This is a genomic window from Plastoroseomonas arctica (assembly GCF_018128965.1).
Taxonomy (GTDB): domain Bacteria; phylum Pseudomonadota; class Alphaproteobacteria; order Acetobacterales; family Acetobacteraceae; genus Plastoroseomonas; species Plastoroseomonas arctica.
The window spans coordinates 364,269-388,663 of record NZ_JAAEDH010000001.1; the positions used below are offsets into that span (position 1 = coordinate 364,269).

Here is a 24,395-nt window from a genome sequence, read left to right on the forward strand (position 1 = left end):
GCGCCGCAAGCCGTGGTAAACTCGCCCGATGGATTCGACCGGCGGCTTCATTCACCTCCACGCGCATTCCGCCTATTCGATGAGCGAGGGCGCGATCAAGGCCGAGAAACTGCCGGTCCTGGCGGCGGCGGCAGGCATGCCGGCGGTCGCGCTGACCGACACGGCGAACCTGTTCGGCGCCCTCGAATTCGCCCAGGCCTGCGCGGCCAAGGGCATCCAGCCCATCATGGGTTGCCAGCTTGGCTTGGCCCGGATCGCCACCGACCCTGAGCGCCCGGAGGCTGCGCGCCAGAATCCGGACCCGATCGTGGCCCTGGCGCTGGATGCGCGCGGCTTCGACAACCTCCAGCGGCTTTCCTCGCACGGGTTTCTGCGCGACGACGCGTCGGGCCGCCCGGCCATCACGCTGGAGCTGCTCGCGCAGCACGCCGAGGGTATCTTCCTGCTCACCGGCGGCACCACCGGCCCGCTGGGCCGGCTGCTGGGCGAGGGGCGGCGCGATGCCGCCGCCCGCCTACTCGCCCAGTTGGCAGAGGCCTTTTCCGGCCGCGTCGCGGTGGAGCTGCACCGTCACGGCCTAGCCATCGAGCGCCTGATCGAGCCCGGGCTGCTCAGCTTGGCCGATGCGGCGCGGCTTCCGATCGTGGCCGCCAACGACATCTACTTCGCCGAGACCAAGACCCATGAGGCGCATGACGCGCTGCTCTGCATCGCCGCCTCGCGCACCATGGCGGAGCAGGACCGCCGGCGGGTCACGCCGGAGCACTGGTTCAAGCCCGCTTCCGCCATGCGGACACTCTTCGCGGACTTGCCGGATGCCTGCGACAACACGATGGCCATCGCGCGGATGAGCGCCGTGATGGCCGAGACGAAGAAGCCGGCACTGCCGATCTGCCCCAAGGTCCGGCCCGGCATGAGCGAGGCCGAGACGCTGCGCGCCGATGCCGTTGCCGGGCTGGAGGCGCGACTAGAGGCACTCGGCGAGGCTGGACTCTCCGCCCCGCGCGAGACCTATGTCACGCGTCTCGACTACGAGCTGACCGTCATCGAGAACATGGGGTTCGCGGGCTATTTTCTAATCGTCGCCGACTTTATTGGCTGGGCGAAGGCGAACAAGATCCCGGTCGGCCCCGGCCGTGGCTCCGGCGCGGGATCGGTCGCGGCCTGGGCGCTGTTGATCACCGACCTCGACCCGCTGCGCTTCGGGCTGCTATTCGAGCGCTTCCTGAACCCCGAGCGCGTCTCGATGCCCGACTTCGACATCGATTTCTGCCAGGACAAGCGTGACAAGGTCATCGAATATGTCGTTGACCAGTATGGATACGACCGCGTCGCGCAGATCATCACCTTCGGCAAGCTGCAGGCCAAGGCCGCCGTGCGCGATGTCGGCCGCGTGCTCGGCCTGCCTTATGGCCAGGTGGACAAGATCGCGACGCTGATCCCGTTCAACCCGGCCAAGCCCGTCACCCTCAGCCAGGCGATCGAGGGCGAGGAGAAGCTGCGCCAAGCGCGCGACAGCGACGAGCAGGTTGCCCGGCTACTCGACATTGCCCTGCAATTAGAAGGGCTTTACCGCAATGCCTCAACCCACGCCGCAGGCGTGGTCATCGGGCGAGAGCCGCTGATCGGCATCGTGCCGCTCTACCGCGACGCGCGGACCGAGATGCAGATGCTGGTCACGCAATACTCGATGAAATACGTCGAGCAGGCGAGCCTGGTGAAGTTCGACTTCCTTGGCCTCAAGACACTGACCGTCATCGAGAAGACACTCGAAATCCTGGCCGGGCAGGGGGTTGCGGTGGATATCGCAACCATCCCCTTGGATGACGCGCCCACCTTCGCCATGCTCCGCAAGGGCGATGCGGCGGGCGTGTTCCAGTTCGAAGGGCAGGGGATGCGCGACTGCCTACGGCAGATGCGGGTGGACCGGTTCGAAGACCTGATCGCCGCCGTGGCGCTCTATCGGCCGGGTCCCATGGCGAACATCCCCTCCTACTGCCAGCGCAAGGCAGGAGAGAAATGGGAAAGCCCGCATCCGGCCATCCACCACATCCTCTCCGAGACCTACGGCATCATGGTCTACCAGGAGCAGGTGATGCAGATTGCCCAGGATCTGGCGGGCTACTCTCTCGGGGCCGCGGACCTGCTGCGCCGTGCCATGGGCAAGAAGATCCGCTCGGAAATGGCGACACAGCGCGAGATCTTCGCCAAGGGTGCCACCGAGCGCGGCGTGAGTGCGGAGAAAGCCGGCGAGATCTTCGACCTGATGGAGCGCTTCGCCGATTACGGCTTCAACAAATCCCACGCCGCCGCCTATGCCCTGGTCAGCTACCAGACCGCCTGGCTGAAGGCGAACCACACCGTCGCGTTCCTCGCCGCGTCGATGTCGCTCGACATGGGAAATACGGACAAGCTCGCCGGGCACATGCAGGAAGCCGCGCGGCTAGGCGTGCCGGTGCTGCCGCCGGACATCAACAAGAGTGCCCATGACTTTGTCGTCGAAGAAGCGCCCGAGGGTAAGCCGGCGATCCGCTTCGCGCTCTCGGCCGTGAAGCGCGTCGGTGAGGGCGCGATGAAGGACCTGTGTGCGGCGCGTGCGGTGGGCGGGCCGTTCACCTCAATCTCCGATTTCACCGGGCGGGTGGAACCGCGACTGCTCAACAAGATGCAGATCGAGAACCTCGGCAAGGCCGGCGCCTTCGACGCGCTCTGCGCCAACCGTGCGAGCCTGGTGGCGGGTGCGGAGGTGCTCATCCGCCGTGCCCAGTCCGCCGCGGAGGAACGCGAGAGCGGGCAGATCGGCCTGTTCGGGGCGGACGCGCAGCGCAATGAGCCCATCCGGCTGCCGGCGATCCCGGACTGGCCCTTGTTGGAAAAGCTCGCCTATGAGGCCGAGGCGGTGGGCTTTCACCTCTCCGCCCATCCGCTTGATACCTACAAGATCACGCTCAAGCGCCTGGGCGTGGTGGGGTCCGCCGCCATCTCGGACCGGGCGCGTGCCGGCACCACCCGGATGAAGCTCGCCGGCACGGTGGTGAACGCGAAGGAGCGCACCACCAAGACCGGCAGCCGAATGGCCTGGGTGCGGCTGTCCGACTCGCAGGGCGGGTTCGAAGTGACCTGCTTCTCCGAGGTGCTGAACCGCTCGCGCGAGTTGCTGGTCGAAGGGCGCGCCATTCTGGTGACCGCCGAGGCCAAGATGGAGGGAGAGGCGCTGCGCCTCACCGCGCAGGAGGTCGAGAGCCTGGAGAAGGCGGCGGCAGGCATCGCCCAGGGCGTGCGACTCTGGCTCGACCAGACCGCGGCGGTGGAGCCCATCCGTCTGCTGCTGGAACGCGAGGGCCGCGGGAAGGGTCGCGTCGTGCTGGTGCCGATGACCGGACCCGGCCAGGAGGTGGAGCTCGCTTTGCCCGGCAGCTTCAACGTCGGTCCGCGACTGATGCAGGCGATGAAGGTCGTGCCGGGCGTCGCAAGCGTCGAGGAGCTTTGATTTGCCCCACAGGCTTATCCCCCATCGTTTTTCTTTCCATAATGTATCTTATGCGGCAATTGGATGATGTGGATAATACCTCTCGCCTGACCTCTCCTTCGATCTCAATCGCTTAGCGCCCCACGAGGCCCCGCCATGCCCAGCGCCCTATCCCCTGCCGATGCCCTAAACCGGCTGCTCGCCACCATGGCGCGGCTGCGAGATCCGGTTGGCGGCTGCCCTTGGGACCTGGTGCAGGATTTCGCGACCATCGCGCCCTATACGATCGAGGAGGCCTACGAGGTCGAGGATGCCATCCACCGCGGCGACCGCGGTGCACTGCTCGATGAGCTTGGCGACCTACTCTTCCAGACGGTCTACCACGCGCAAATGGCTGAAGAAGAAGGCGCTTTTGCCTTCGCCGACGTGGCGGAAACTATTCACAGGAAGATGGTCCTGCGCCATCCGCACGTCTTCGCCGACTCCGAGGCACGCACCGCCGCCGAGCAGACCCAGGCCTGGGAGGCGCAGAAAGCCGGCGAGCGCGCCGCCCGTGCTGAAACTGGCACGCTGGCGGGGATCCCCCTCGCCCTCCCTGCCCTGACCCGTGCCCAGAAGCTCACCCGCCGCGCGGGCCGCGTGAGGTTCGACTGGCCGGACGCCGCCGCCGTGCTGGACAAGCTGGAGGAGGAGGCCGCGGAGCTGAGGGCCGAGCTGCCCACCGCGGACCCCGCGCGCCTTGCCGATGAGGTAGGCGACCTGTTGTTCGTGCTGGCCAACCTCGCGCGCAAGCTGGACCTTGATGCCGAGGCCTGCCTGCGCGGCGCGAACCGCAAGTTCGAGCGTCGCTTCGGGGTCATCGAGGCCACTCTGGCCCAGGATGGCCGCACGCCGGCGGACGTCTCGCTGGAGCAGATGGAAGAGCTCTGGAAGCAGGCCAAACGCCAGGAGCGCGGCGAGACATGATCCGCGCGTTGATCCTTGCTCTGCTGCTGGCCCCGCCTGCCCTGGCGCAGACCCTGTTCGATGCAGGACGCGTCGGCATGGTCGAAATGTACCGCCCGCAGTCGGGGGAGGATGACCGCCCGCAGCTCCGCCTCGTCCGCGGCGGGCAGAGGCTGTGGCAGACGCGCGCGTGGGGCTTCGAGGTGCTGGACCCACCGCTGCGGACGGCCGTCGACACGCCCATGCTCACGGGCATCACCGGCTGGTCCGGAGGCGCCTATTGCTGCTGGACCCTGCATGTCTTCGCCCGCACGGCCCAGGGCCTGGCCCACGCCGGCGACATCCCGTTGGGCAAGCGCTCACCGGAGCATCTGCGCCTGCAGGAACCGGACTCCACGCTCATCCGCATCGCCGACCCGGCGCATGATTTCTGGGACTATGTGAGCAGCCTGGGCGCGGATATCGGCCCCCTCGTGCCCTTCGCCTGGGACGGACGGCGCCTGGCCGCCGATGCCGCGGCGATGCGCCGCGCCTCCGCCGCTGACTGCCCCGCGGTGCCGACTCCGGATCCCGGGAGCTGGTCCCGCTTCAACCCTGGCCAGCCAAACCCGGCCACTGAGCTTGCCCGGGCGTCCCTGTGCCGGATCTACATCGGCCAGGCCGCGTCCGTCGACCAGGTGTTGGCACTCTTCCCCGCGGAGGAGCGCGCCTTGCGGGAGGCGACGGAGCGCCAGATGAAGGCGCGTCTGGCCTGTTCCACCCATGCCGCGATCCTGCGCCGCATCAACGACCGCACGCCGCTCATCCCGACGACGTGCCGCCAGAATGGCCCGGATTACACGGCCGTTTCCACGCTTCTCGAAAGGCGGCCGAGCCGTTAGCCGCGCATCACGGGCAAGGGGATGAACTCCGCCTCATCGCCCCGCACCTTCGCAAAGCGGCCGGCCTGCCAATCCGCCTTGGCCTGCTCGATCCGGTCCCGACGCGAGGAGACGAAATTCCAGAAGATGTGGCGCGGCCCATCCATCACCGCCCCACCCAGCAGCAGCAACCGCGCGCCGGACTCGCCCGCGGTCAAGGCGAGCGCGTCCTTGGCGCGGAACAGCAGCATCCGGCCCGCCTCGAACCGCACGCCGGCCACCGAGACGCTGCCCGAGACGATGTAGGCGGCACGCTCCTCATGCTGCTCGGGCAGCGGCACGCGGGCACCGGGTGCCAGGATTGCGTCGGCATAGAAGCAGGGCGAGGCGCCCGTCACGGGCGAGCGCAGCCCCCACCCCTCCCCGGCGATCAGCCGCAGCGCCAGGCCGTCCTCCTCGACCAGCGGCAGCGTTTCCGCCGCGTGATGCGCGAAGGCAGGTGCGATTTCCTCCTGGTCCTTGGGCAGCGCGGCCCAGCTCTGGATGCCGAACAGGGCGCGCGTGCGGTCCCGCGTGGCGGCGTCGCTGCGTTCGGAATGCGCGATGCCGCTGCCGGCCGTCATCCAGTTCAGCGCGCCCGGGGCGATCGCCTGCTGCACGCCGAGGCTGTCGCGGTGCAGGATCTCGCCCTCGAAGAGGTAGGTCACGGTCGAAAGCCCGATATGCGGATGCGGCCGCACATCCAGGCCCGTGCCGGTAAGGAACTCGCCCGGGCCCATCTGATCGAAGAAGATGAAGGGACCGACCATCTGACGCTCCTGCGCGGGCAGCGCGCGGCGCACCTCGAACCCGCCCACGTCGTGGGCGCGCGGGATGATCACCGCCTCCAGCCCGGGCGGCGGCGCGGGACAGTTCGGGTCCTCCGCTTCCAGCCGGCTCATGGCGTCGCATCCGGATAGCTGATCTGCATCACTTCGATCTCCTCCATGCCCGCCGGCGTGCGCAGCCGCACCGTGTCGCCCACTCGCTTGCCCAGCAAGGCCCGCGCGATCGGCGCCACCCAGGAGATGCGGCCGAGATCGGGTTCCGCCTCGTCTACGCCGACGATCGTGATCCGGATCTCGCTGTCATCGGCACGTGCATAGGTGACGCTTGCGCCGAAGAACACCTGGTCCCGCCGGGTCTGCGCGCCCGGATCGACCACCTGCACCCGCTCCAGCCGCTTGGTGATGAACCGCACCCGACGGTCGATCTCATGCAGCCGCCGCTTGCCATACTTGTAGTCGGCATTCTCCGACCGGTCGCCAAGCGATGCGGCCCAGGACACGATCTCGACCACCTTGGGCCGCTCCTCCACCCAGAGACGCTTCAGCTCCGCCTGCAACCCCGCCGCCCCGGGCGCGGTCATGTAGAAGGGGGTGCCTGAGGGCAGGCCGGGCGGCCCGGCCTGGTCATCCTCGTCCGCGTCAGCCAAGCAGGGCGTCCCGCGCTTCGGCCCAGCTCGCCTCGTCGGGTGCCGCGATCAGGCCGCCGCTGTGCACGAGCGGCGAGTAGGGGGCGCCGTCGAAGCGCGCCGAGAAGCCGCCGGCCTCGGCATGAATGAGCACGCCGGGCGCGTGATCCCACGGCATCATCTTGTTGTAGAGAAGCATATGCGCCGCCCCAGAGGCGACCAGCCGATACTCATGCGCCGAACAGCGATACCCCACGGCCGAGGCGAGCTTGCCCATGTTCCCGGTCACGGTCGAACGCTGCGGCTCGCGCAGGTAGCCCCACGAGATCGCGCCCACCATCTGTGCCACGGGAACGGGTGCAGCGACGCGGAGCGGCGCACGCGATCCATCCTCGCGCTCCACCCAGGCACCCTGCCCGACAAGCGCAATGGCGCAGTCATCGGCGAAGGGCTCGTGGATCCAGCCCGCCTCGACCACACTGTCTCGGATCGCGGCCACCATGCAGCCGAACAGCGGCACGCCGGCGGCGAAGTTCGAGGTCCCATCCACCGGGTCCACCACGAAGGCGAGGCCCGGCTCGGCAAGGCGATAGAGCAGGTCCGGATCCGCTGCCGTGCCTTCCTCGCCGACGACGACGCAGCCGGGAAACATCCGCAGCAGCCCGGCGCGGATGACGAGCTCTGCGCCTTCATCGGCATCGGTGACCAAGTCGAGCGGTCCGGACTTCGTGCGGATTGCGCCGGGGCCGAGGTTGCGGAAGCGCGGCAGGACCTCGGCTCGGACGGCCTCGCGCAGCAGCCGCGCGACGGCGCTCGCCTCGGCGCGCGTGATCATCCGACTTCGTGCAGCTGGTCGAAGCGCGCGCGGTCGGCAGCCGAAAGCCGCACCGTCAGCCGTATCGTGTCCTCGGCATCCTGACGCGCCAGGACTTCGCCATGGGCGTAGAGCCAAGCGAGCCGGGCACCATCGGCCGGGGCGACCGCCGCTTCAAGCGTCACCAGCCCGGCCGAAAAGCGCGCATCAAGCGCGAGGCGCAGCGTCTCCAGCCCTTCTCCAGTCAAGGCCGAGACGGCGATCGCGCCGTGCTGGTTGGCCCGCTCGGCGGCTTCCGACGCGCCAGGCGTGCCATCGAGCAAATCCACCTTGTTGAGCACCTCGACCACCCGTTCCTCCCAATCGGCATCGAGCGCGGGGTGCGGGCCGACCGCGAGGGCGCCGAGCACGCCCAGCACATCCTCGCGCTGCGCTGCGCTGTCGGGGTGGGAGATGTCGCGGACATGGAGAATGATGTCGGCGGCCGCGACTTCTTCGAGCGTTGCTCGAAACGCCTCGACCAGCTGCGTCGGCAGGTCGGATATGAAGCCCACCGTGTCGGACAAGATGGCGCCGCGGCCGGAGGGCAGCTTGATCGCCCGCATGGTGGGGTCGAGCGTGGCGAAGAGCTGGTCCTGGGCATAGACGCCGGCCCCGGTCAGCGCGTTGAACAGCGTCGATTTGCCGGCGTTGGTATAGCCCACCAGCGCGATCACCGGCTCCGCCTGGCGCACCCTCGCACTGCGGTGCAGTCCGCGCGTGCGGCGCACCTGCTCCAGCTCCTTTTTCAGCTTCACGATGCGCTCGCCGATCAGGCGGCGGTCGATCTCAATCTGGCTTTCACCGGGACCGCCGAGGAAGCCGAAGCCGCCGCGCTGCCGCTCCAGGTGGGTCCAGGACCGCACCAGCCGCGTGCGCTGGTATTCCAGATGCGCGAGCTCCACCTGCAGCGAGCCTTCCCGCGTGCGCGCGCGCTCGCCGAAGATCTCCAGGATCAGGCCCGTGCGGTCGATGACCTTGCAGCCCCAGGCGCGCTCGAGGTTGCGCTGCTGCACCGGCGAGAGCGCGGCATCGACCACGGCCACGCTGATCTGCTGCTCGGCGATCGCCGCCGTGCCCATCGCCACTTGGCCTTCGCCCAGCAGCGTGGCGGAACGACGCTCGCGCAGCGGGTGGATGGCGGTGTGCAGGATGGTCAGCCCGATGGAAGCAGCGAGTCCCACCGCTTCGGCAAGCCGCGCCTCGGCCGCACGCTGGACGTTGCCCTCGCTGTTGCGGGTGCGCTCGTATGGCAGGATCACGGCCGCACGCGTCGGCCCAGGCAATCCGTTGTCGTTGCTCGCTGTCATTCCGGCACAATCTGGGGCCGGTGGCGGGCGAGGGAAAGCCCCCTGCCCGCGCCAAGCTCAATCAACGCCGGCGGTCGCGACCTCGCGCGTCAGCGTCAGCCGGCTTTCGGAGGGCGGCGGGCTGGCGCTCGCGGCCGTCGGGACGCCGTCGAACAGCTGGATCGGCGCGCCCGGCATCACCGTGCTGATCGCGTGCTTGTAGACGAGCTGCGTGTGCCCGTCGCGGCGCAGCAGCACGGAGAAATTGTCGAACCAAGTGATGATGCCCTGCAGCTTCACGCCATTGACAAGGAACACCGTTACCGACGTCTTGCTCTTGCGGACGTGGTTCAGGAAGACATCCTGCACGTTCTGCGACTTTTCGGCGGCCATGGGCTCGTCCTTTTTTCTTGTCGGCTGCGCCTTATGGGCAGTCCGAACCGGCAGCACGGTGCCGCTCCTGCGACACCAAGGTCCCCTAGCATTGAATAGTGCGCGGGCCTTGTCCAGCATTTATGCTGCACCTGCGAAGAGATTTACCCGGCGAGCCAAGCCGCCAGCGCATGACCATCGGCGAACACGGCATCCGGGGCGGCTGCGGCGACGCCGCCATCATGCGCCGCATCGCCCAGGAGAACCGCGCGGAACCCGGCGCGGCGCGCCGCTTCCATGTCGAGCGCGGTGTCGCCCACGTACCACACGGTGGCATCCTCCCCGACAGCGCAGGCGGTGAGCGCCATGCGCATGGGTGCCGGGTCCGGCTTGTCGGCGGCCGCATCGCCGGCGCCCACCAGGGCGGCGAAATGCGAGTCCCACCCCAGATGCGCCGCTTCGGCCCGCAGCAAGGCGCCCTGCTTGTTCGAGACGACCGCCACCGGGACCCGGCGCGCCGCAACGCGCACCAGCTCCTCCGCCCCCGGCATGGGCCGCAGCACCTCGATGTGGCGTGCCTTGACGCCGGCGTAGAAGATGTCGCGCGCCCGCTCCCACTGGTCGCCGAACAACGCCGGAAAACTCTCGCGCAGCGAATGCCGGACGCGCGCCTTCACCTCAGCCTCGGTCCAGACCGGCATGCCGAAGGCAGTGAAGGTGGCGGCCAGACCCTCGGTGATGGCCGCCCAGCCATCGACGAGGGTGTTGTCCCAATCGAACAGGATGGCGTCGGGATGCGGGAGGCTCACGCCGCATTCCGCAAACCGCCCTGAACATGGCGCGCGAATATCTCGAACAGGCGGCGCACCACCGGGCCGACCTTGCCGTCGCCCACCGGCGCACCGTCGATCCTGGTGATCGGCTTCACGAAGGAGGTGGCGGAGGTGATGAAGGCCTCGCGGGCGTTGCGCACGTCATCGAGCGAGAATTCCCGCTCCTCGAAGGCGACACCGAGATCGGCGAGCTCGGCCATCAGGGCACCGCGGGTGCAGCCCGGCAGGATCGCGTGGTCCAGATGCCGCGTGCGGATCGCGCCCTCGGCATCGACGATCCAGAAGGTGGTTGCGGCCCCTTCGGTGACCAGGCCGGTCGCCTCGTCATAGAGGATGGCCTCGATCGCCCCCTGCTCGCGGGCGGTCTGGCGCGCGAGGCAGTTCGGCAGCAGGTTCACGCTCTTGATGTCGCGCCGCGCCCAGCGCAGGTCGGGCAGGGTGATGCAGGCAGCCTGCCACTTGTCCACATCCACCGGGTAGGGCGGAATGCGCTTGATCGTGACCACAAGTGCGGGCGGCACGGGCGTCTTGGGGAAGGCGTGGTCGCGCGGGGCTACGCCGCGCGTCACCTGCATGTAGAGCAGGCCTTCCGTCACGCGATTGCGCCGCGCCACCTCGCGCAGCACCATCGACAATGCCGCGCGCGACATCGGCATGGGCAGCTTGATCTCGCCCAGGGACCGCTCCAGGCGGCCGAGATGGCGCTCCTCATCGACGTACCTGCCGGCGTGGAGATGCACGACCTCATAGATGCCGTCGCCGAACTGGTAGCCGCGATCCTCGATGTTTACCGCCGCCTCCGATTGCGGCAGGTAGCGGCCATTCACATAGGCGATACGCGACATCCAGATTTCCCCTCAGACGACGGCGCCCCGCTCATCGGCGTGCACGCCCAGAAACTTCAGCTTGCGGTGCAGCGCGCTGCGCTCCATGCCGACGAAATTCGCTGTGCGGCTGATATTGCCACCGAAGCGCATCAGCTGCGCCTCGAGATATTGCCGCTCGAACAATTCGCGCGCCTCACGCAACGGCAGGGTCATGATCTCGCTGGAACGGTCGAGCTTCAGCACGGCGGGTGCCGCCGCGCCCACCTGGGGCGGGAGCATCTCCGCGCGGATCGCGTCGCTGACACCACCAGGCGCCATGATCAGCAGCCAGTCGATCAGGTTGCGCAGCTCGCGCACATTCCCGGGCCAGTCATAGGCTTGCATCGCGGCCAGCGCGTCCTCGGCGATCTCGCGCGCCGGCACGCCGGAGCTTTCGGCCGAGCGCGCGACGAAGTAGCGCGCAAGCGTGGGTACATCCTCGCGCCGGTCGCGCAGCGCGGAGACGCGCAGCGGCACCACGGCCAGTCGGTAGAACAGATCCTCGCGAAAGCGCCCCTGCGCGATCTCCGCCTGCAGGTCGCGGTTCGAGGTCGCGATCACCCGCACATCCACCTTCACGCGCGTCGCACCGCCGATGCGCTCGAAGCCCTGTTCCTGCAAGGCGCGCACGATCTTGCCCTGGGTCTCGAGCGGCATGTCCGCCACCTCGTCGAGCAGCAGCGTGCCATTGTGCGCGCGCTCCAGCACGCCGGCGCGGCGCGGCTGGGCGCCGGCATCCTGACCGGCCTCGACGCCGAACAACTCCTCCTCGAAGCGGGCGGGGTTCAGCGTGGCGCAGTTCAGCGCGACGAAGGGACCATCGGCGCGCTTGGAGCGGGCATGGATCATCCGCGCCGCGACCTCCTTGCCTGCTCCAGCCGGCCCCGTGATCAGCACGCGGCTGCCGGTGGGCGCGACCTTCTCGATCGAACCGCGCAGCTGGATGATGGATTGGCTGACGCCCACCAGGTCGGTCTCGGCACCGGCGCGCAGGCGGAGTTCGGAATTCTCCCGCCGCAGTCGCGCTGCTTCCAACGCGCGGGACACGATGAGCAGCAGCCGATCCGACTTGAACGGCTTTTCGATGAAGTCGTAGGCGCCGTTCTGGATCGCCTGGACCGCGGTCTCGATATTCCCGTGGCCCGAGATCATAACGACCGGCAGCGCCGGCTCCTCGCGGATCATCGCCTCGAGGATGCCCAAGCCATCCAGGCGCGAATTCTGCAGCCAGACGTCGAGCACAACGAGCGCCGGACGACGGGCACGGAAGGCCGCGAGCGCGGTGTCCGAATTGGCGGCCTGGCGCGTCTGGTAGCCTTCGTCGGACAGGATGCCCTCGACGAGCGCCCGAATGTCGGGCTCGTCGTCGACAATCAGAATCTCATGCGCCATGCGCAAGCCTCATCGTATCCCGCGCATCGGGCTCGCCCGCCTCGGCGGCACGCAGCGGCAGCACCAGCACGGCACGCGCCCCGCGTTCGGCGCCGCGATCCTCCAGCGACAGTCGCCCGCCATGGTCTTCCATGATCTTCTTCACGATGGCGAGTCCCAGGCCAGTGCCCTTCGCCTTGTGCGTCACATAGGGTTCGGCCAGCCGCTCGCGCTCATCGCCTTCCGGCAGGCCGGGGCCGTCATCCTCAACAGCGATTTCCACCCAAGCGCCTTCCCCTGTCAGGGACAGGGTGACGTGTCCTCGAATTCCGTCAATGCCGTCCCCCTCCTGCCCAAGGATCGCATCGGCGGCGTTCTGAAGCAGGTTGGTCAGCGCCTGCCCGATCAGCCGCCGGTCGCACGAGGCGACGAGCGGCGCCTCCGGAACACGCACGATATACTCGATCGCGGCGTGCGCGTTCTGTTGCAGGACCAGGGCATCGCGCAGCACCTCGGCGAGCGGTTCGGGCCGCATCACCGGCTGCGGCATGCGCGCGAAGGCGCTGAACTCATCGACCATGCGGCCGATATCGCCGACCTGTCGCACGATCGTGTCCGTGCACTGGCGAAAAGTCTCGGGGTCGGAGGTGATCTCCTTGAGGTATTTCCGCTTCAGCCGCTCCGCGGAGAGCTGGATCGGGGTGAGCGGGTTCTTGATCTCGTGCGCGATGCGGCGTGCCACATCCGCCCAGGCCGCCTTGCGCTGCGCCGACAGCAGTTCCGTGACGTCGTCGAAGGTGACGACGAAGCCCTCGACGCGACCGTTCTGCATTTCCGCGCCGAGGCGTGCCAGCAGCGTCCGCCGGTTCGACGGCGAGCCGATGCGCAGCTCGGCCGTGTGGCTGCGCTCCGGTGCGGCGCGCGCGGCGTCCAGCAGCGGCGAGAATTCCGGCACCATGCCGGCGAGCGGCAACCCAATGCCGCTGTCGAGTTCCACGCCGAGCAGCGCGGCCGCACTCCGGTTGGGAAGGTTGATCCGGCCCTCGGCATCCAGCCCGACCACACCCGCGGAGACGCCGGCGAGCACCGTCTCCGTAAAACGTCGGCGCTCATCGATCTGGCGATAGGCTTCCAGCAGCTCCGCCCGCTGTGCAGAAAGTTGGCTGGTCATCCGGTTGAAGGCGCGGCTGAGGCTCGCGACCTCGTCATCGGCGCGGCCTTCCTCGACCCGCGTCGTGAGGTCGCCGGCGCGCACGCGCTCGGCCGCCTGGATCAGGCGCGAGATCGGTCGCGCGAGCTGGTTCGCGAAGACCAGGCCCACCAGGACTGCACCAAGCAGGAGCAACAGCGAGGCCACCGCGAAGATCATCACGAAGCTGATCTGCAGGCCGGAGCGGTTGCGCTCCAGCGCCTCGTACTGGGCGACAGCCTCCTCGGTGCGTTCCATATGCGCGATCACCGCGCCGTCAATCGGCCGGCCGATCATCAGCATGTATCCCGGCGCGATATCGAGGCCGACGACGGCGCGCACGCGCCCCTCCTGCTCGCCGGGCAGCACGGCAACTTCCCCGGTGCGCGCCAACTCCACGGCCCAGACCGGCGGTCGGTCGAGCATGAAGCTTGTCGCGAGGCCCGCATGGGCCATGACCTGCCCCAGCGTAGGTTCGAAGACGAAGGCCTCGGTCAGCCCGCGCAGCTGCGTATGCGTCGCGAGCAGGCGCGCGAAGGCTAGGCCATTGTCGGGCAGGAAGACCCGCGCGCGATTGAGATCCGCCGCCATGGCCAGCGCATCGCCACGGATGTTCTGGCGATGTTCCTCAAGATAGGCGCGGCTCACCGAGAGCGAGGCGTCTAGCGCGGTGCGCACCCGGTCCGAGAACCAGGCCTGGATGCCGTAGTTGAAGAACGCCGCCGCAAAGCCCGCCACCAGCATGGCAGGAACCACCGCGACCAGCCCGAACAGCGCCACAAGCCGCACATGCAGCCGCGAGCCTGCCGAGCCGCGCCGCCGTTCCAGCCACATCCGCACGAGCCGCGCCAGCAGCGAGGCCAGCAGCAGCAGCACGAAGGTGAGGTTCACGAGCACCAGGCCCGCCACCTGCCCCGGCCTCGCGGGGCCGAACGGGGTGCCACCCGACAGTTCCGAGAAGGTGAAGACGCCCAGGATCAGCGCGCCGACGGCAAGGGCAAGCGTTGCCGCCCGGCCCAGCAGCACTTCGAAGACTTGGCGCACCCAGCGGCGGCCACCGCCCTCGTCAGCGGATTGCGGGCTCGCCCGTGCCGACGGCCGGCCCGGAGAGGCGTTCATCAGGGCAGGCCGCGCACCACCGGCAGCTCAAGCTCCCGGATCTTCTTGCGCAGCGTGTTGCGGTTCAGCCCAAGCATCGATGCCGCCTTGATCTGGTTGCCGCGCGTGGCGGCCAGCGCCAATCGTAGCAGCGGGCGCTCCACCTCCGCCAGCACACGCTCATAGAGGTCGCGCACCGGCATGCCGTCCCGGTGGGCCGCCATGAAGCTGGCGAGGTGACGTTCCACCGCCTGCTCCAGGCTGCCGCCACCCGGGCCCTGCTCGGCCTCGGCCATCGGCGTCGCCTCGGCAAGTTCGGCGGTGACCGCATCGCCGCCGATGACCTCCTGGGGATAGAGTGCGGCCAGGCGCCGCATGAGGTTCTCGAGCTCGCGCGCATTGCCCGGCCAGGCGTGCTGCTTGAGCCGCTCCAGCGCCTCGGGATCCAGCTGCTTCGAGGGCAGGCCGGAGGCGCGGGCACGGTCGAGGAAGTGGCGCGCGAGCAACGGGATGTCCTCGATCCGCTCGCGCAGCGGCGGCAGGCGGATCGGGACGACGTTGAGCCGGTAGAACAGGTCCTCGCGGAACATGCCCTGGCGGATCAGCTGCCGCAGGTCCCGGTGGGTGGCGGCGACGATGCGCACATTGGCCTTCATCGGCTGGCGGCCGCCGACGGTGGTGAACTCGCCCTCCTGCAGCACGCGCAGCAGGCGCGTCTGCGCCTCGGGCGGCATGTCGCCGATCTCGTCGAGGAAGAGCGTGCCTCCGGCCGCCTGTTCGAATCGGCCGACGCCGCGGTTCAGCGCGCCGGTGAAGGCGCCGCGTTCGTGGCCGAACAGCTCGCTCTCGATCAGCTCGCGCGGGATCGCGGCCATGTTGATGGCGACGAACGGCCCGGATCGGCGGCGCCCGTAATCATGCAGGGCGCGCGCGATCAGCTCCTTGCCGGTGCCGCTCTCGCCGGTGACCATCACGGTGAGGTCGGTGGTCGTGAGTCGGGCGACGGTGCGATAGATCTCCTGCATGGCGGTCGAACGACCGACGAGCGGCAGCTTTTCGCCCTCGGCCGGGGCACCCTCGCCTTCCTCATGGACCACGGCGGTCGCCGGGGCAGCGAGCGCCCGCTCCACCACCGCCAGCAGCTCCTTCAGGTCGAAGGGCTTGGGCAGGTATTCGAAGGCGCCGCGCTGCGTGGCCTTCAGCGCGGTCGCGAAGGTGGATTGCGCGCTCATCACCACCACGCGCAGCTCCGGGCGCACGCGCTTGATGCGTGGTACCAGGTCGAGCCCGTTCTCGTCGGGCATGACCACGTCGGTGATGACGAGGTCGCCTTCGCCATCCTCCACCCAGCGCCACAGCGTCGCCGCCGAGGAGGTCGCGCGCACCTGGTAGCCGGAACGCGCGAGCGCCTGGCTCAACACGGTGCGGATGGCGCGGTCGTCATCGGCGATGAGGACGGTGCGGGCCTCGGTCATGCCGCGGCTCCCGTCTCGGCGCCGGGTGGCGGGACCGCGAGGGAGAGGCGGAAGATGGTCCGCCCCGGGCGGCTGTCGCACTCGATCAGACCGCCCTGGTCGGCGACCAGCTTGGCGACGAGCGCGAGGCCGAGGCCCTGGCCACCGCGCTTCGTCGTGACGAAAGGCTCGAACAGCGTGGCACGCAGCCCCTCGTCGATGCCAGGGCCATTGTCGCGCACGCTGACCTCCAGCGGCAGATGCACGCGCTGCGAACTCCCGGGAACCGCGATCCGGACACCATGTCGATACGACGTCGCCAAGACCAATTCTCCCCCAACCGGATCAACCGCTTCCGCAGCGTTCTTCACGAGGTTGAGCAAAATCTGCACCAGCTGGTCACGATTGCCCCAGACGAGAGGCAGGGAGGGGTCGTATTCCTCGATGATGCGGAGGTGCGCGGCAAACCCGCTCGCCGCGATCCGCCGCACATGGTCCAGCACCTGGTGGATGTTGACGGCAGAACGCTCGACCGGGTGCTCGGAGAACATGTCGAACCGGTCGACCAGCCCTGTGATGCGGTCTACCTCGTCCAGGATGAGCTGGCACAGCTCCCGGTCCGCCTCCAATGCGGCCTGTTCCAGCAGCTGGGCGGCACCGCGAATGCCGGATAGCGGGTTCTTTACCTCGTGGGCCAGCATGGCCGCCATGGCGGAGGCACCGCGTGCCGCGCCGCGGAAGTTCAACTGCCGGTCCAGCATCTGCGCCGTGGAGCCATCCTCGAGCATGGCGATAACGCTGCCCGGCATCTCGGGCAAGGGGGCGGCATGCACCGTGACGCCGCGGCGATGCATGCGCGGGCTCTCGAGCGTGAGGTCGTGGTCGGAGACCCGCGCCTCGAAGCGCCGCACCTGCTCGAGCAGGGCAAAGAAGCGATTGTCCGGAGGCAGCAACTCCGCCAGCGGCATGTCGAGCAGCCCGGTGGCGGACGCACCGAAGAATTGCTCGGCGGCGTTGTTCACGCTGCGGAAGCGGTTCTCGGCATCGAGCACGATGGTCGCGACCGGCAGAGCGGCGAAGACGAGCGAAGGATCGGGCGCTGGCGCGATGCGCGCCGGCAGGAACCGCGCGACAAGGCGCGACTTGCGGCTTGCCCCGCTCACGCCGCCATCCGCCCCTGGTCCTGCCGCCCCTGGTCCTGAAAGCCGAGGCGCGCGGCGTCGACGCCGATCTCGATCAGGGGATCGTAGAAGGCGTCGATCAATCGCAGGACTTCCGTTGCTTCCACGACGTGGTTAATCTTCACACGGAACTCGGCCGAACCCGGCAAGCCTTTGGAATACCAAGCAACGTGCTTCCGCGCGAGACGAACGCCCGTGTTGCTGCCGTGATGGGCGAGCATCGCCGCGTAATGATCTGTCAAGATTGTCTTTTGCTGGGCGAGCGACGGTTCGTCCGGGACAGTTCCCGTTGCCAGGAAGGCGGCAATCCTGGCCATCAGCCAAGGCCGCCCATAAGCCCCGCGTCCGACCATGACACCATCCGCTCCTGACAGGCGCAGCGCCTCGGCCGCATCCTCCGGCGTCAGGATGTCGCCATTGGCGATCACCGGGATGCCAACAACTTCCTTCACCTGGCGGATGAACGCCCAGTCCGCGGTGCCGGTGTAGAATTGCTGCCGCGTGCGGCCATGCACCGTGACCATGCGGATGCCCGATTCCTCGGCGATGCGAGCCAGGCGCGGTGCGTTGAGGCTGCTGTGGTCCCAGCCCATCCGCATCTTCAAGGTCACTGGAACACCGACCGCGCGTACCGTCGCCTCGAGGATCCGCGCCGCGGCCACCTCATCGCGCATGAGCGCCGAGCCCGCGCTCTGCCCGACTGCGACCTTCTTCACCGGGCAGCCGAAATTGATGTCGATGACTGCCGCGCCGCGATCCACCGCGAGCTTCGCCGCCTCCGCCATCACCACCGGGTCGCAGCCGGCGAGCTGGACGGAGGCGGGGCCGCCGAAGCCATCCACCTCGGCCATCTTCAGGGTCTGCCGGTTTTCCCGCACCATCGCCTGGGAGGCGATCATCTCGCTCACCACCATCGGTGCTCCCAGCGCCCGGGCCAGCTGGCGGAACGGCAGGTCGGTGACCCCGGACATTGGTGCCAGGATCACCGGTTGTTCGATCCGAACGCTGCCAATGGTGATGGGGCGCAATAGCTTCAGAACGGCGTCGTGCCGTGGATTTTCGCGAGTGTTGCTCATGATTTAATCAACTTAAGCCCAGCCGCGCCGGAGTGCTAGGCCTTCCGCGGCGGTTGCGAGAAAAACAAGCATCCGTCTACGCCCCTCGCCTCGGATCGGGGCGTCGGTTATGAGGCAGCAATGCGCATCATCGCCCTGCTCCTGGCCGCGGGCCGCGGCGCCCGCTTCGGCGGCGACACGGCGAAGCAATTTGCCCAGATCGGCGACCGCACCGTGCTGCGCCACGCCGCCGAGGCCCTGCTCGCCGAAGGCCTAGTCACCGCCCTGCTCCCGGTCTGCCAGCCCAGCGAGCAGGCGCAGGTCGCCGCGCTTCTCGCAGGGCTGCCGACCCTGGCGCCCATGGCCGGCGGCGCGACGCGCCAGGCGAGTGTCCGTGCGGGACTCGAGGCCATGTCCGGCGACGCGCCGGACCTCGTGCTGATCCACGATGCCGCGCGCCCCATCATCCCCGGCGGCACCATCGCGCGGCTGATCGCCGAACTCGCCGATCATCCCGGCGCCATTCCGGCTCAGCCCGTCTCGGACACGCTCAAGCGCGCGGAGGGCGGCGTCATCGCCGCGACGGTGCCGCGCGAGGGTCTGTTCCGGGCGCAGACGCCCCAGGCCTTCCGCTTCGCCCCCCTGCTCGCCGCACATCGCACCGCGGCAGCGGAGGTCACCGACGACGCGGCCCTGCTGGAGCTGATGGGGCTCGTCGTCGCCCTCGTCCCGGGATCCGAGCGCAACATCAAGATCACCCACCCCGAGGACCTGGCCCGCGTGACCTCCCTGATGACCCCCGCCCTGTTCCCCCGCATGGGCACCGGCTTCGACGTGCATCGCCTGGTCGCGGGGCGCCCGCTGGTCCTGTGCGGCGTGACCGTCCCGCACGCGCTCGGCCTTGACGGCCATTCCGATGCGGATGTCGGCCTGCACGCGCTGTGCGACGCGATCTACGGCGCGCTGGCCGAGGGCGATATCGGCCGGCACTTCCCGCCCTCCGAGGCGGAATGGAAGGATGCCGACAGTGCGCGCTTCCTCCGCCACGCGGCCGCGCGGATCGCCGCGCGCGGCGGCGTGCTCGCCAATGCCGATGTCACGCTAATCTGCGAACGCCCCAAGATCGCCCCGCACGCGGAGGCGATGCGCACGCGCCTGGCCGAGCTGCTCGGCGCGCCGGTGTCGCGCATCTCGGTCAAGGCCACCACCACCGAGCGCCTGGGCTTCACAGGCCGTGGCGAAGGCATCGCCGCGCAGGCCGCCGCGGTGGTTCTGCTACCCGACTAACGCCTCATGCACCCCCGAGCCGTACCATCATGCCCGGGACCGATGCGGCAGGCTCCGGTCGGCCGTAGTAGAACCCCTGGGCCGCGGTGCAGCCCATCGCTTTCAACCCGTCGCGCTGCTCCTCCGTCTCTACGCCTTCGGCGGTGATCTGCAGGCCCAGGGCGGAACCCAGCTCCGCGACCGCGCGTATGATGGCGAGGGATTCGAGGCCCGCGGGCAACTCGCGGACGAAGCTGCGATCGATCTTGAGCCGGTCGAAGGGCAGGTTGCGCAGCTGCGCCAGCGAGGAATAGCCCGTCCCGAAGTCGTCGACCGCGATGCGCACCCCCATCGCGCGGATCGCCTCGATCTGCGCCCTCACCGCCTCGGTCTGCGCGAGTGCGAGGGATTCCGTGATCTCGATCTCGAGCCGCGAGCCCGCCAGGCCCGAGGCCGCCAGCGCATCCCGCACGATCGACGCCAGCCGGCCATTGGCGAATTGCGCGACCGCGACGTTCACCGCCACGGTCATCGACGCCGGCCAGCCCGCCGCCTCCACGCAGGCCGCGCGCAGCACCCATTCGCCAATGGCCGAGATCATTCCGCGCTCCTCGGCGACGGGGATGAAGGCCATCGGCGGGATCATGCCGCGCTCGGGGTGGTTCCAGCGGATCAGCGCCTCGAACCCGGTCACCCGCTCGGTCGAGAGGTCCATCAGCGGCTGGTAGTGCAGGATGAACTGCCGCCGCGCGAGCGCCTCGCGCAAGCCGGAGGCGATGGCGTGCCGGGTTCTCGCGCGATGCTCCATCAGCGGCTCGAAGCGGCGCGGCGCGCCGCTCACGTCGAGCTTGGTCTCGGCGAGGGCCAGCCCGGCGCAGTGCAGCAGGGGTGCGGCTTCCGTGCCGTCCTCGGGGGCCAGCGCGATGCCGGCGCGCGCCACCATCACCACGGCCTGGCCGCCGATGAGGGTGGGCTCGGACAGGCGCGCGACCAGGCGCCGCGCCACGCGTTCGGCCACGGCCGCGCTGTCGACGCCGGGCTGCAGCACCGCGAATTCATCGGCCCCGATCCGCGCGACGAGGTCATGGGTGCGCAGCCCCTCGCGCAGCCGGCGCGCGGCCTCACGCAGCACCGCATCGCCGGCGCCGTGGCCGAGCCCGTCATTGAGCGATCGGAAGCTGCGGAAATCCAGCATGAGGATGGCGCAAGGACGCTGCCGCCGGTCGCGCAACTCGGCGTCGAGCTTGGCGAGGAAGCTCTGCCGGTCCGCGAGCCCGGTAAGCGGGTCCAGGTTCGACGCGGGCGAGGCGGTTTCCACCAGACGCGGGCGCAGCAGCAGCACGCCGCCGGGCAGCAGCGCCAGGTGGCAGGCGAGCGATGGCGCCCCGCGCATCGCGATCTCGCCGCCATCCCCGTCCTCCAGCGCCGCCGCCATCGCGCGTTGCAGAAGCTTCGCCGAGGCCGGGGTGAAGCGCGGGCTCTCGGCCAGCACGCGCCCGATCTCGGCGCCAGGCGTCGGCGGCGTGGCGAGTCCGAGCAGCTGCATCGCGCCGGTATTGACCATCAGAAGGCGCAGCGACCGGTCGCACAGGATCACCGGCTCGGGCAGCGCGCGCACCGCCTCCAGCGCCAGGTCGGAATGCGGAGACGACTCTGCGCCATCCACCTCGGTGAGGGTTTTCCTCATCCTCGGCCCCTCCATTTCGGAGGGCACCGGATCGGCGTGCCGCAGCGTCATGCTCGCCATTTCCGCCTCGAGTGGCGCGGCCGGGATCAACCACGCCAAGCGAGCCTAGGCGGCAAAGCTGAACAAAGGATGGAGGCGGCGGCTCAGCCGCGCTCGAGGATCGAGACGTAGTTGGCCACCGCCGCCCCGCCCATGTTGAACACCCCGGCGAGATCTGCGCGCGGCAGTTGCATCGCGCCCGCATTGCCGGTGAGCTGCATCGCGGCCAGCACGTGCATGGACACCCCCGTGGCCCCGATCGGGTGGCCCTTCGCCTTGAGCCCGCCCGAGCGGTTCACCGGCAGCCGGCCATCGGCGGCCGTCCAGCCCTCGAGCGCGGCGCGGGCGCCCTGCCCTTCGGCGGTCAGGCCCATCGCCTCGTATTCGATGAGCTCGGCGATGGTGAAGCAGTCATGCGTCTCCACGAAGGAGAGGTCGGCGAGCGCGGTGCCGGCCTCGGCATGGGCACGCTGCCAGGCGGCGGCGGCACCTTCGAAGCGGATGATGTCGCGCCCGGCGATCGGCAGCAGGTCGTTCACCTGCACGGCGGCGCGGAACCGCACCGACTTCGCCATGGCCTGCGCGGTCTCTTCATCGGCGAGCACCAGGGCGGCGGCGCCGTCGGAGACCAGCGAGCAGTCGGTGCGCTTGAGCGGACCCGCGACATAGGGGTTCTTCGCACTCTCCTCGCGGCAGAAAGCGTAGCCGAGATCCTTGCGCATCTGCGCCCAGGGATTGTCCACGCCGTTGCGGTGGTTCTTGGCCGCGATGGCCGCGAGCGCGTCGGACTGGTCGCCATGACGCTGGAAATACGCCTCCGCAATGCGGCCAAAGACGCCGGCGAAGCCGCCGGTGATGCCCCCCTCGCTCGCCTGGTGGCTGGCGGTGAGCAGGATCTCGCCCACCCGCTGGCCACTCACCGCCGTCATCTTCTCGGCCCCCACAACGAGGGCGATGCGGCCGCGTCCGGCCCGGATGAAGTCGCGCGCGCCATGGATCGCGGCGGACCCCGTGGCGCAGGCATTCTCGAAGCGGGTGATCGGCTTGAACCGCATCTCGGGGACATGCTGCAGCACCAGCGAGGAGGGAAAGCCCTGCGGCGTGAAGCCCTCGCCATAGACGCCGACGAACCCGGCATCGACCTCCTCCGGCGCCACGCCGGCATCCTCGATGGCGGCGCGCGCGACGCGGCCGATAAGGGTTTCGAGATCCGGCGCGTCCTCCAGCTTGCCGAAGGCGCTGTGCGCCCAGCCGATGATGCAGGCGTCGGTCATGGCCGAATTCCTTCCCTGAGAGCGGGCGCCAACCTAGCCATGCGGCGCCGCGCGGGGAAGCGGGGCGCTACAAGGCGCGCATCCTGTTGTTCCGGGCGTTGTGCTCAACCTCGACCAGGCCCAGCAGTTCGAGCACGGGCGGCACGTAGTTGGCGAAGCGACCCCGCAGGCCCTTCTTCAGGCCGTACCAGCCGCCCACGGGATTGCCGGGATCCCGGGCCCAGGCCTCGACCGTGCCCGGTGCGGCGGGCTTCTGCTCGTCCGCGCTGCCGAGCGGCACCCAGTCGCCGGCGGCCTTGAGCATGGCGACCACATCCTCGATGCAGCGCAGGCGATAGTGCAGCTCGGTCTTGCCGACCTGCACGACCAGGGCCGGCACCGGGGCGTCGGCGTCACGCCATGCCAGGAATTCCGACTGGCCGCTCGGCGTCGTCAGCACCCAGGGAACGGATCTGCTACTCTCGCCGGCGACCGCATCCATGACCATGCCCCCCGTATTTGATGATGATCTTCACCCCTTCGCGAGCGGCAAGGCCACGACTAAAAGCGCCCATGGTCCGACGCCTTTCCCTTGCCGTGATCGGCGCCGGCATTGCCGGCCTGGCTGCGGGCATCGGCCTCGCCGCGGCCGGCCATCACGTCACCTTGTTCGAGCGCTTCCCCGAGGCTCGGCCGCTGGGCTCGGGCTTGATGTTGCAGCCGACCGGCCTCGCCGCGCTGGAGCGGATCGGACTGCGCGGGGCGATCACCGCACTGGGTGCGCGGATCGACCGGCTGCATGGCAGCACCGACCGCGGCGCCACGGTGTTCGACCTCGCCTATGCCGATCTTGCGCCCGGCCTGCACGCCCTGGCCGTGCACCGCGCGGCGCTGCACGGGGTGCTGTGGGCGGGGTTCTGTGCCTCGGGCGCGACGGTCGAGGCGGGGCGCGCCATCACCGGCATCGATACCGCCTCGGATGGTGGCGCGCACCTGGTCGACGCCGCCGGACGCACCACGCCACGATTCGATCTGGTGCTGGACGCCTCGGGTGCCAATTCCACGCTGCGGCCGGAACCCGGCGGCCGGCCCTTCGCCTATGGCGCCGTGTGGGCGAGCGTGCCCGATACCGGCCTCGCGCCGTGCAGCCTCACCCAGCGCTACATCGCGGCGCGCGCGATGCTGGGCTGGCTGCCGGTCGGCCAGGCCGTCACCGGAGGGCCGCCGCTCGCCGCTTTTTTCTGGAGCCTGAAGCCCTCCGGGCATGCCGACTGGTCGCGAGGCTTCGATGCCTGGCGTGACGAGGTCGCGACCCTGTGGCCGGAGATGGCGCCGGTCGTGGCCGCCCTGCCCGGCCCCGAGGCGCTCACCCTCGCCCGCTACACCCAATACACCGCGCGCACGCCGTTCCGCGGGCCCCTCGTACAGCTGGGCGATTCCGCACACGCGACCTCCCCGCAGCTCGGCCAGGGTGCCAATGCCGCGCTGCTCGACGCGATGGCGCTGGCCGATGCGCTGGAGCGGTGTGACGAGATCCCGGCGGCCCTGGCGGATTACGCGGCTTCAAGGCGGGCTCATGTGCGCTTTTACCAGCGCGCCTCCTGGCTCATGACGCCCTTCTTCCAGAGCGACTCCGCGAGCCTCGCCTGGATGCGGGATCGCGTGTTCGACCGGCTGAAGCTGGTGCCCTATCTGCGGCGCGAGATGATCCGGACCCTGGCGGGGCTCAAGACCGGCGTGTTCCGCCACGCGGATGCGGAGCGTCTCGCCGGGAGCGGAAACTGGCGCGCCCTGAGGGACTCGAACCCCCAACCAGCCGAGTAGAAGTCGGCGGCTCTATCCAGTTGAGCTAAGGACGCAAA

At 69.3% G+C, this 24,395-nt stretch carries 20 protein-coding genes and 1 tRNA gene; 5 read left to right on the forward strand and 16 right to left on the reverse strand.

Annotation, left to right across the window (positions count from 1 at the left end):
• Positions 1 to 28: 28 nt before the first annotated feature.
• From dnaE to GXW79_RS01765, 3 genes are all read left to right on the forward strand, one after another.
• The gene (dnaE, locus tag GXW79_RS01755; RefSeq protein WP_211872480.1) at positions 29 to 3,490 is read left to right on the forward strand and encodes a DNA polymerase III subunit alpha; all 3,462 of its coding nucleotides are present in this window, start codon (positions 29 to 31) and stop codon (positions 3,488 to 3,490) included.
• 135 nt (positions 3,491 to 3,625) lie between these two features.
• Positions 3,626 to 4,435, forward strand: a complete 810-nt coding sequence (mazG, locus tag GXW79_RS01760) for a nucleoside triphosphate pyrophosphohydrolase (RefSeq protein ID WP_211872481.1) — start codon at positions 3,626 to 3,628, stop codon at positions 4,433 to 4,435.
• Complete coding sequence (locus GXW79_RS01765; RefSeq protein WP_211872482.1) at positions 4,432 to 5,295, forward strand: hypothetical protein; 864 nt, start codon at positions 4,432 to 4,434, stop codon at positions 5,293 to 5,295. The genes mazG and GXW79_RS01765 overlap by 4 nt, the downstream gene beginning before the upstream one ends.
• Here GXW79_RS01765 and GXW79_RS01770 read toward each other — a convergent pair.
• The 12 genes from GXW79_RS01770 to dusB all read right to left on the reverse strand — a co-directional run bounded on the left by GXW79_RS01770 (position 5,292) and on the right by dusB (position 18,309).
• On the reverse strand, positions 5,292 to 6,215 hold the full coding sequence (locus tag GXW79_RS01770; protein WP_211872483.1) for a pirin family protein: 924 nt from the start codon (positions 6,213 to 6,215) through the stop codon (positions 5,292 to 5,294). The two genes, GXW79_RS01765 and GXW79_RS01770, sit on opposite strands and share 4 nt — an antisense overlap.
• Positions 6,212 to 6,682: a transcription elongation factor GreB gene (greB, locus tag GXW79_RS01775; RefSeq protein WP_211872578.1), complete on the reverse strand. Its 471-nt coding sequence runs from the start codon at positions 6,680 to 6,682 to the stop codon at positions 6,212 to 6,214. The genes GXW79_RS01770 and greB overlap by 4 nt, the downstream gene beginning before the upstream one ends.
• Before the next feature lie 58 nt (positions 6,683 to 6,740).
• Positions 6,741 to 7,562, reverse strand: a complete 822-nt coding sequence (locus tag GXW79_RS01780) for an inositol monophosphatase family protein (protein WP_211872484.1) — start codon at positions 7,560 to 7,562, stop codon at positions 6,741 to 6,743.
• The gene (gene hflX, locus GXW79_RS01785) at positions 7,559 to 8,890 is read right to left on the reverse strand and encodes a GTPase HflX (protein WP_211872485.1); all 1,332 of its coding nucleotides are present in this window, start codon (positions 8,888 to 8,890) and stop codon (positions 7,559 to 7,561) included. The genes GXW79_RS01780 and hflX overlap by 4 nt, the downstream gene beginning before the upstream one ends.
• A 57-nt stretch (positions 8,891 to 8,947) precedes the next feature.
• A complete protein-coding gene (hfq, locus tag GXW79_RS01790) occupies positions 8,948 to 9,262 on the reverse strand; it encodes an RNA chaperone Hfq (protein WP_211872486.1) in 315 nt (104 codons plus the stop codon).
• Positions 9,263 to 9,405: 143 nt separating this feature from the next.
• Positions 9,406 to 10,050 carry an HAD family hydrolase gene (locus GXW79_RS01795; RefSeq protein ID WP_211872487.1) on the reverse strand — a complete coding sequence of 215 codons (645 nt, stop codon included), beginning with the start codon at positions 10,048 to 10,050 and terminating at the stop codon, positions 9,406 to 9,408.
• Positions 10,047 to 10,919, reverse strand: coding sequence for a D-amino-acid transaminase (locus GXW79_RS01800; RefSeq protein ID WP_211872488.1), 873 nt, complete (start codon positions 10,917 to 10,919; stop codon positions 10,047 to 10,049). Before GXW79_RS01800 ends, GXW79_RS01795 begins: the two co-directional genes overlap by 4 nt.
• 12 nt (positions 10,920 to 10,931) lie before the next feature.
• Positions 10,932 to 12,332, reverse strand: a complete 1,401-nt coding sequence (gene ntrX, locus GXW79_RS01805) for a nitrogen assimilation response regulator NtrX (protein WP_211872489.1) — start codon at positions 12,330 to 12,332, stop codon at positions 10,932 to 10,934.
• A complete protein-coding gene (locus GXW79_RS01810) occupies positions 12,322 to 14,619 on the reverse strand; it encodes a sensor histidine kinase NtrY-like (RefSeq protein WP_211872490.1) in 2,298 nt (765 codons plus the stop codon). The genes ntrX and GXW79_RS01810 overlap by 11 nt, the downstream gene beginning before the upstream one ends.
• On the reverse strand, positions 14,619 to 16,073 hold the full coding sequence (gene ntrC / locus GXW79_RS01815; protein WP_211872491.1) for a nitrogen regulation protein NR(I): 1,455 nt from the start codon (positions 16,071 to 16,073) through the stop codon (positions 14,619 to 14,621). The genes GXW79_RS01810 and ntrC overlap by 1 nt, the downstream gene beginning before the upstream one ends.
• Positions 16,070 to 17,173: a two-component system sensor histidine kinase NtrB gene (locus tag GXW79_RS01820; RefSeq protein WP_246503643.1), complete on the reverse strand. Its 1,104-nt coding sequence runs from the start codon at positions 17,171 to 17,173 to the stop codon at positions 16,070 to 16,072. Before GXW79_RS01820 ends, ntrC begins: the two co-directional genes overlap by 4 nt.
• Positions 17,174 to 17,211: 38 nt before the next feature.
• Positions 17,212 to 18,309: a tRNA dihydrouridine synthase DusB gene (gene dusB / locus GXW79_RS01825; protein ID WP_211872492.1), complete on the reverse strand. Its 1,098-nt coding sequence runs from the start codon at positions 18,307 to 18,309 to the stop codon at positions 17,212 to 17,214.
• 120 nt (positions 18,310 to 18,429) lie between these two features.
• Between dusB and GXW79_RS01830 the strand changes: the two genes are divergently transcribed.
• The gene (locus GXW79_RS01830; RefSeq protein ID WP_211872493.1) at positions 18,430 to 19,575 is read left to right on the forward strand and encodes a bifunctional 2-C-methyl-D-erythritol 4-phosphate cytidylyltransferase/2-C-methyl-D-erythritol 2,4-cyclodiphosphate synthase; all 1,146 of its coding nucleotides are present in this window, start codon (positions 18,430 to 18,432) and stop codon (positions 19,573 to 19,575) included.
• Between the two features lie 4 nt (positions 19,576 to 19,579).
• On the opposite strand, the gene GXW79_RS21565 is transcribed toward GXW79_RS01830, so the two are convergent.
• The 3 genes from GXW79_RS21565 to GXW79_RS01845 form a co-directional block, all read right to left on the reverse strand.
• Positions 19,580 to 21,241, reverse strand: coding sequence for a putative bifunctional diguanylate cyclase/phosphodiesterase (locus GXW79_RS21565; RefSeq protein ID WP_281414642.1), 1,662 nt, complete (start codon positions 21,239 to 21,241; stop codon positions 19,580 to 19,582).
• 143 nt (positions 21,242 to 21,384) lie between these two features.
• Positions 21,385 to 22,554 (reverse strand): acetyl-CoA acetyltransferase, encoded by a 1,170-nt coding sequence (locus GXW79_RS01840; RefSeq protein WP_211872495.1) that lies wholly within the window; start codon positions 22,552 to 22,554, stop codon positions 21,385 to 21,387.
• Positions 22,555 to 22,621: 67 nt separating this feature from the next.
• Positions 22,622 to 23,035: a DUF6855 family protein gene (locus GXW79_RS01845; protein WP_211872496.1), complete on the reverse strand. Its 414-nt coding sequence runs from the start codon at positions 23,033 to 23,035 to the stop codon at positions 22,622 to 22,624.
• Between the two features lie 71 nt (positions 23,036 to 23,106).
• On the opposite strand from GXW79_RS01845, the gene GXW79_RS21720 reads away from it, so the two are divergent.
• Complete coding sequence (locus tag GXW79_RS21720; RefSeq protein ID WP_367614779.1) at positions 23,107 to 24,357, forward strand: FAD-dependent oxidoreductase; 1,251 nt, start codon at positions 23,107 to 23,109, stop codon at positions 24,355 to 24,357.
• Here GXW79_RS21720 and GXW79_RS01855 read toward each other — a convergent pair.
• Positions 24,316 to 24,392 (reverse strand) — tRNA-Arg (locus GXW79_RS01855). The genes GXW79_RS21720 and GXW79_RS01855 overlap by 42 nt on opposite strands.
• Positions 24,393 to 24,395: the final 3 nt, after the last annotated feature.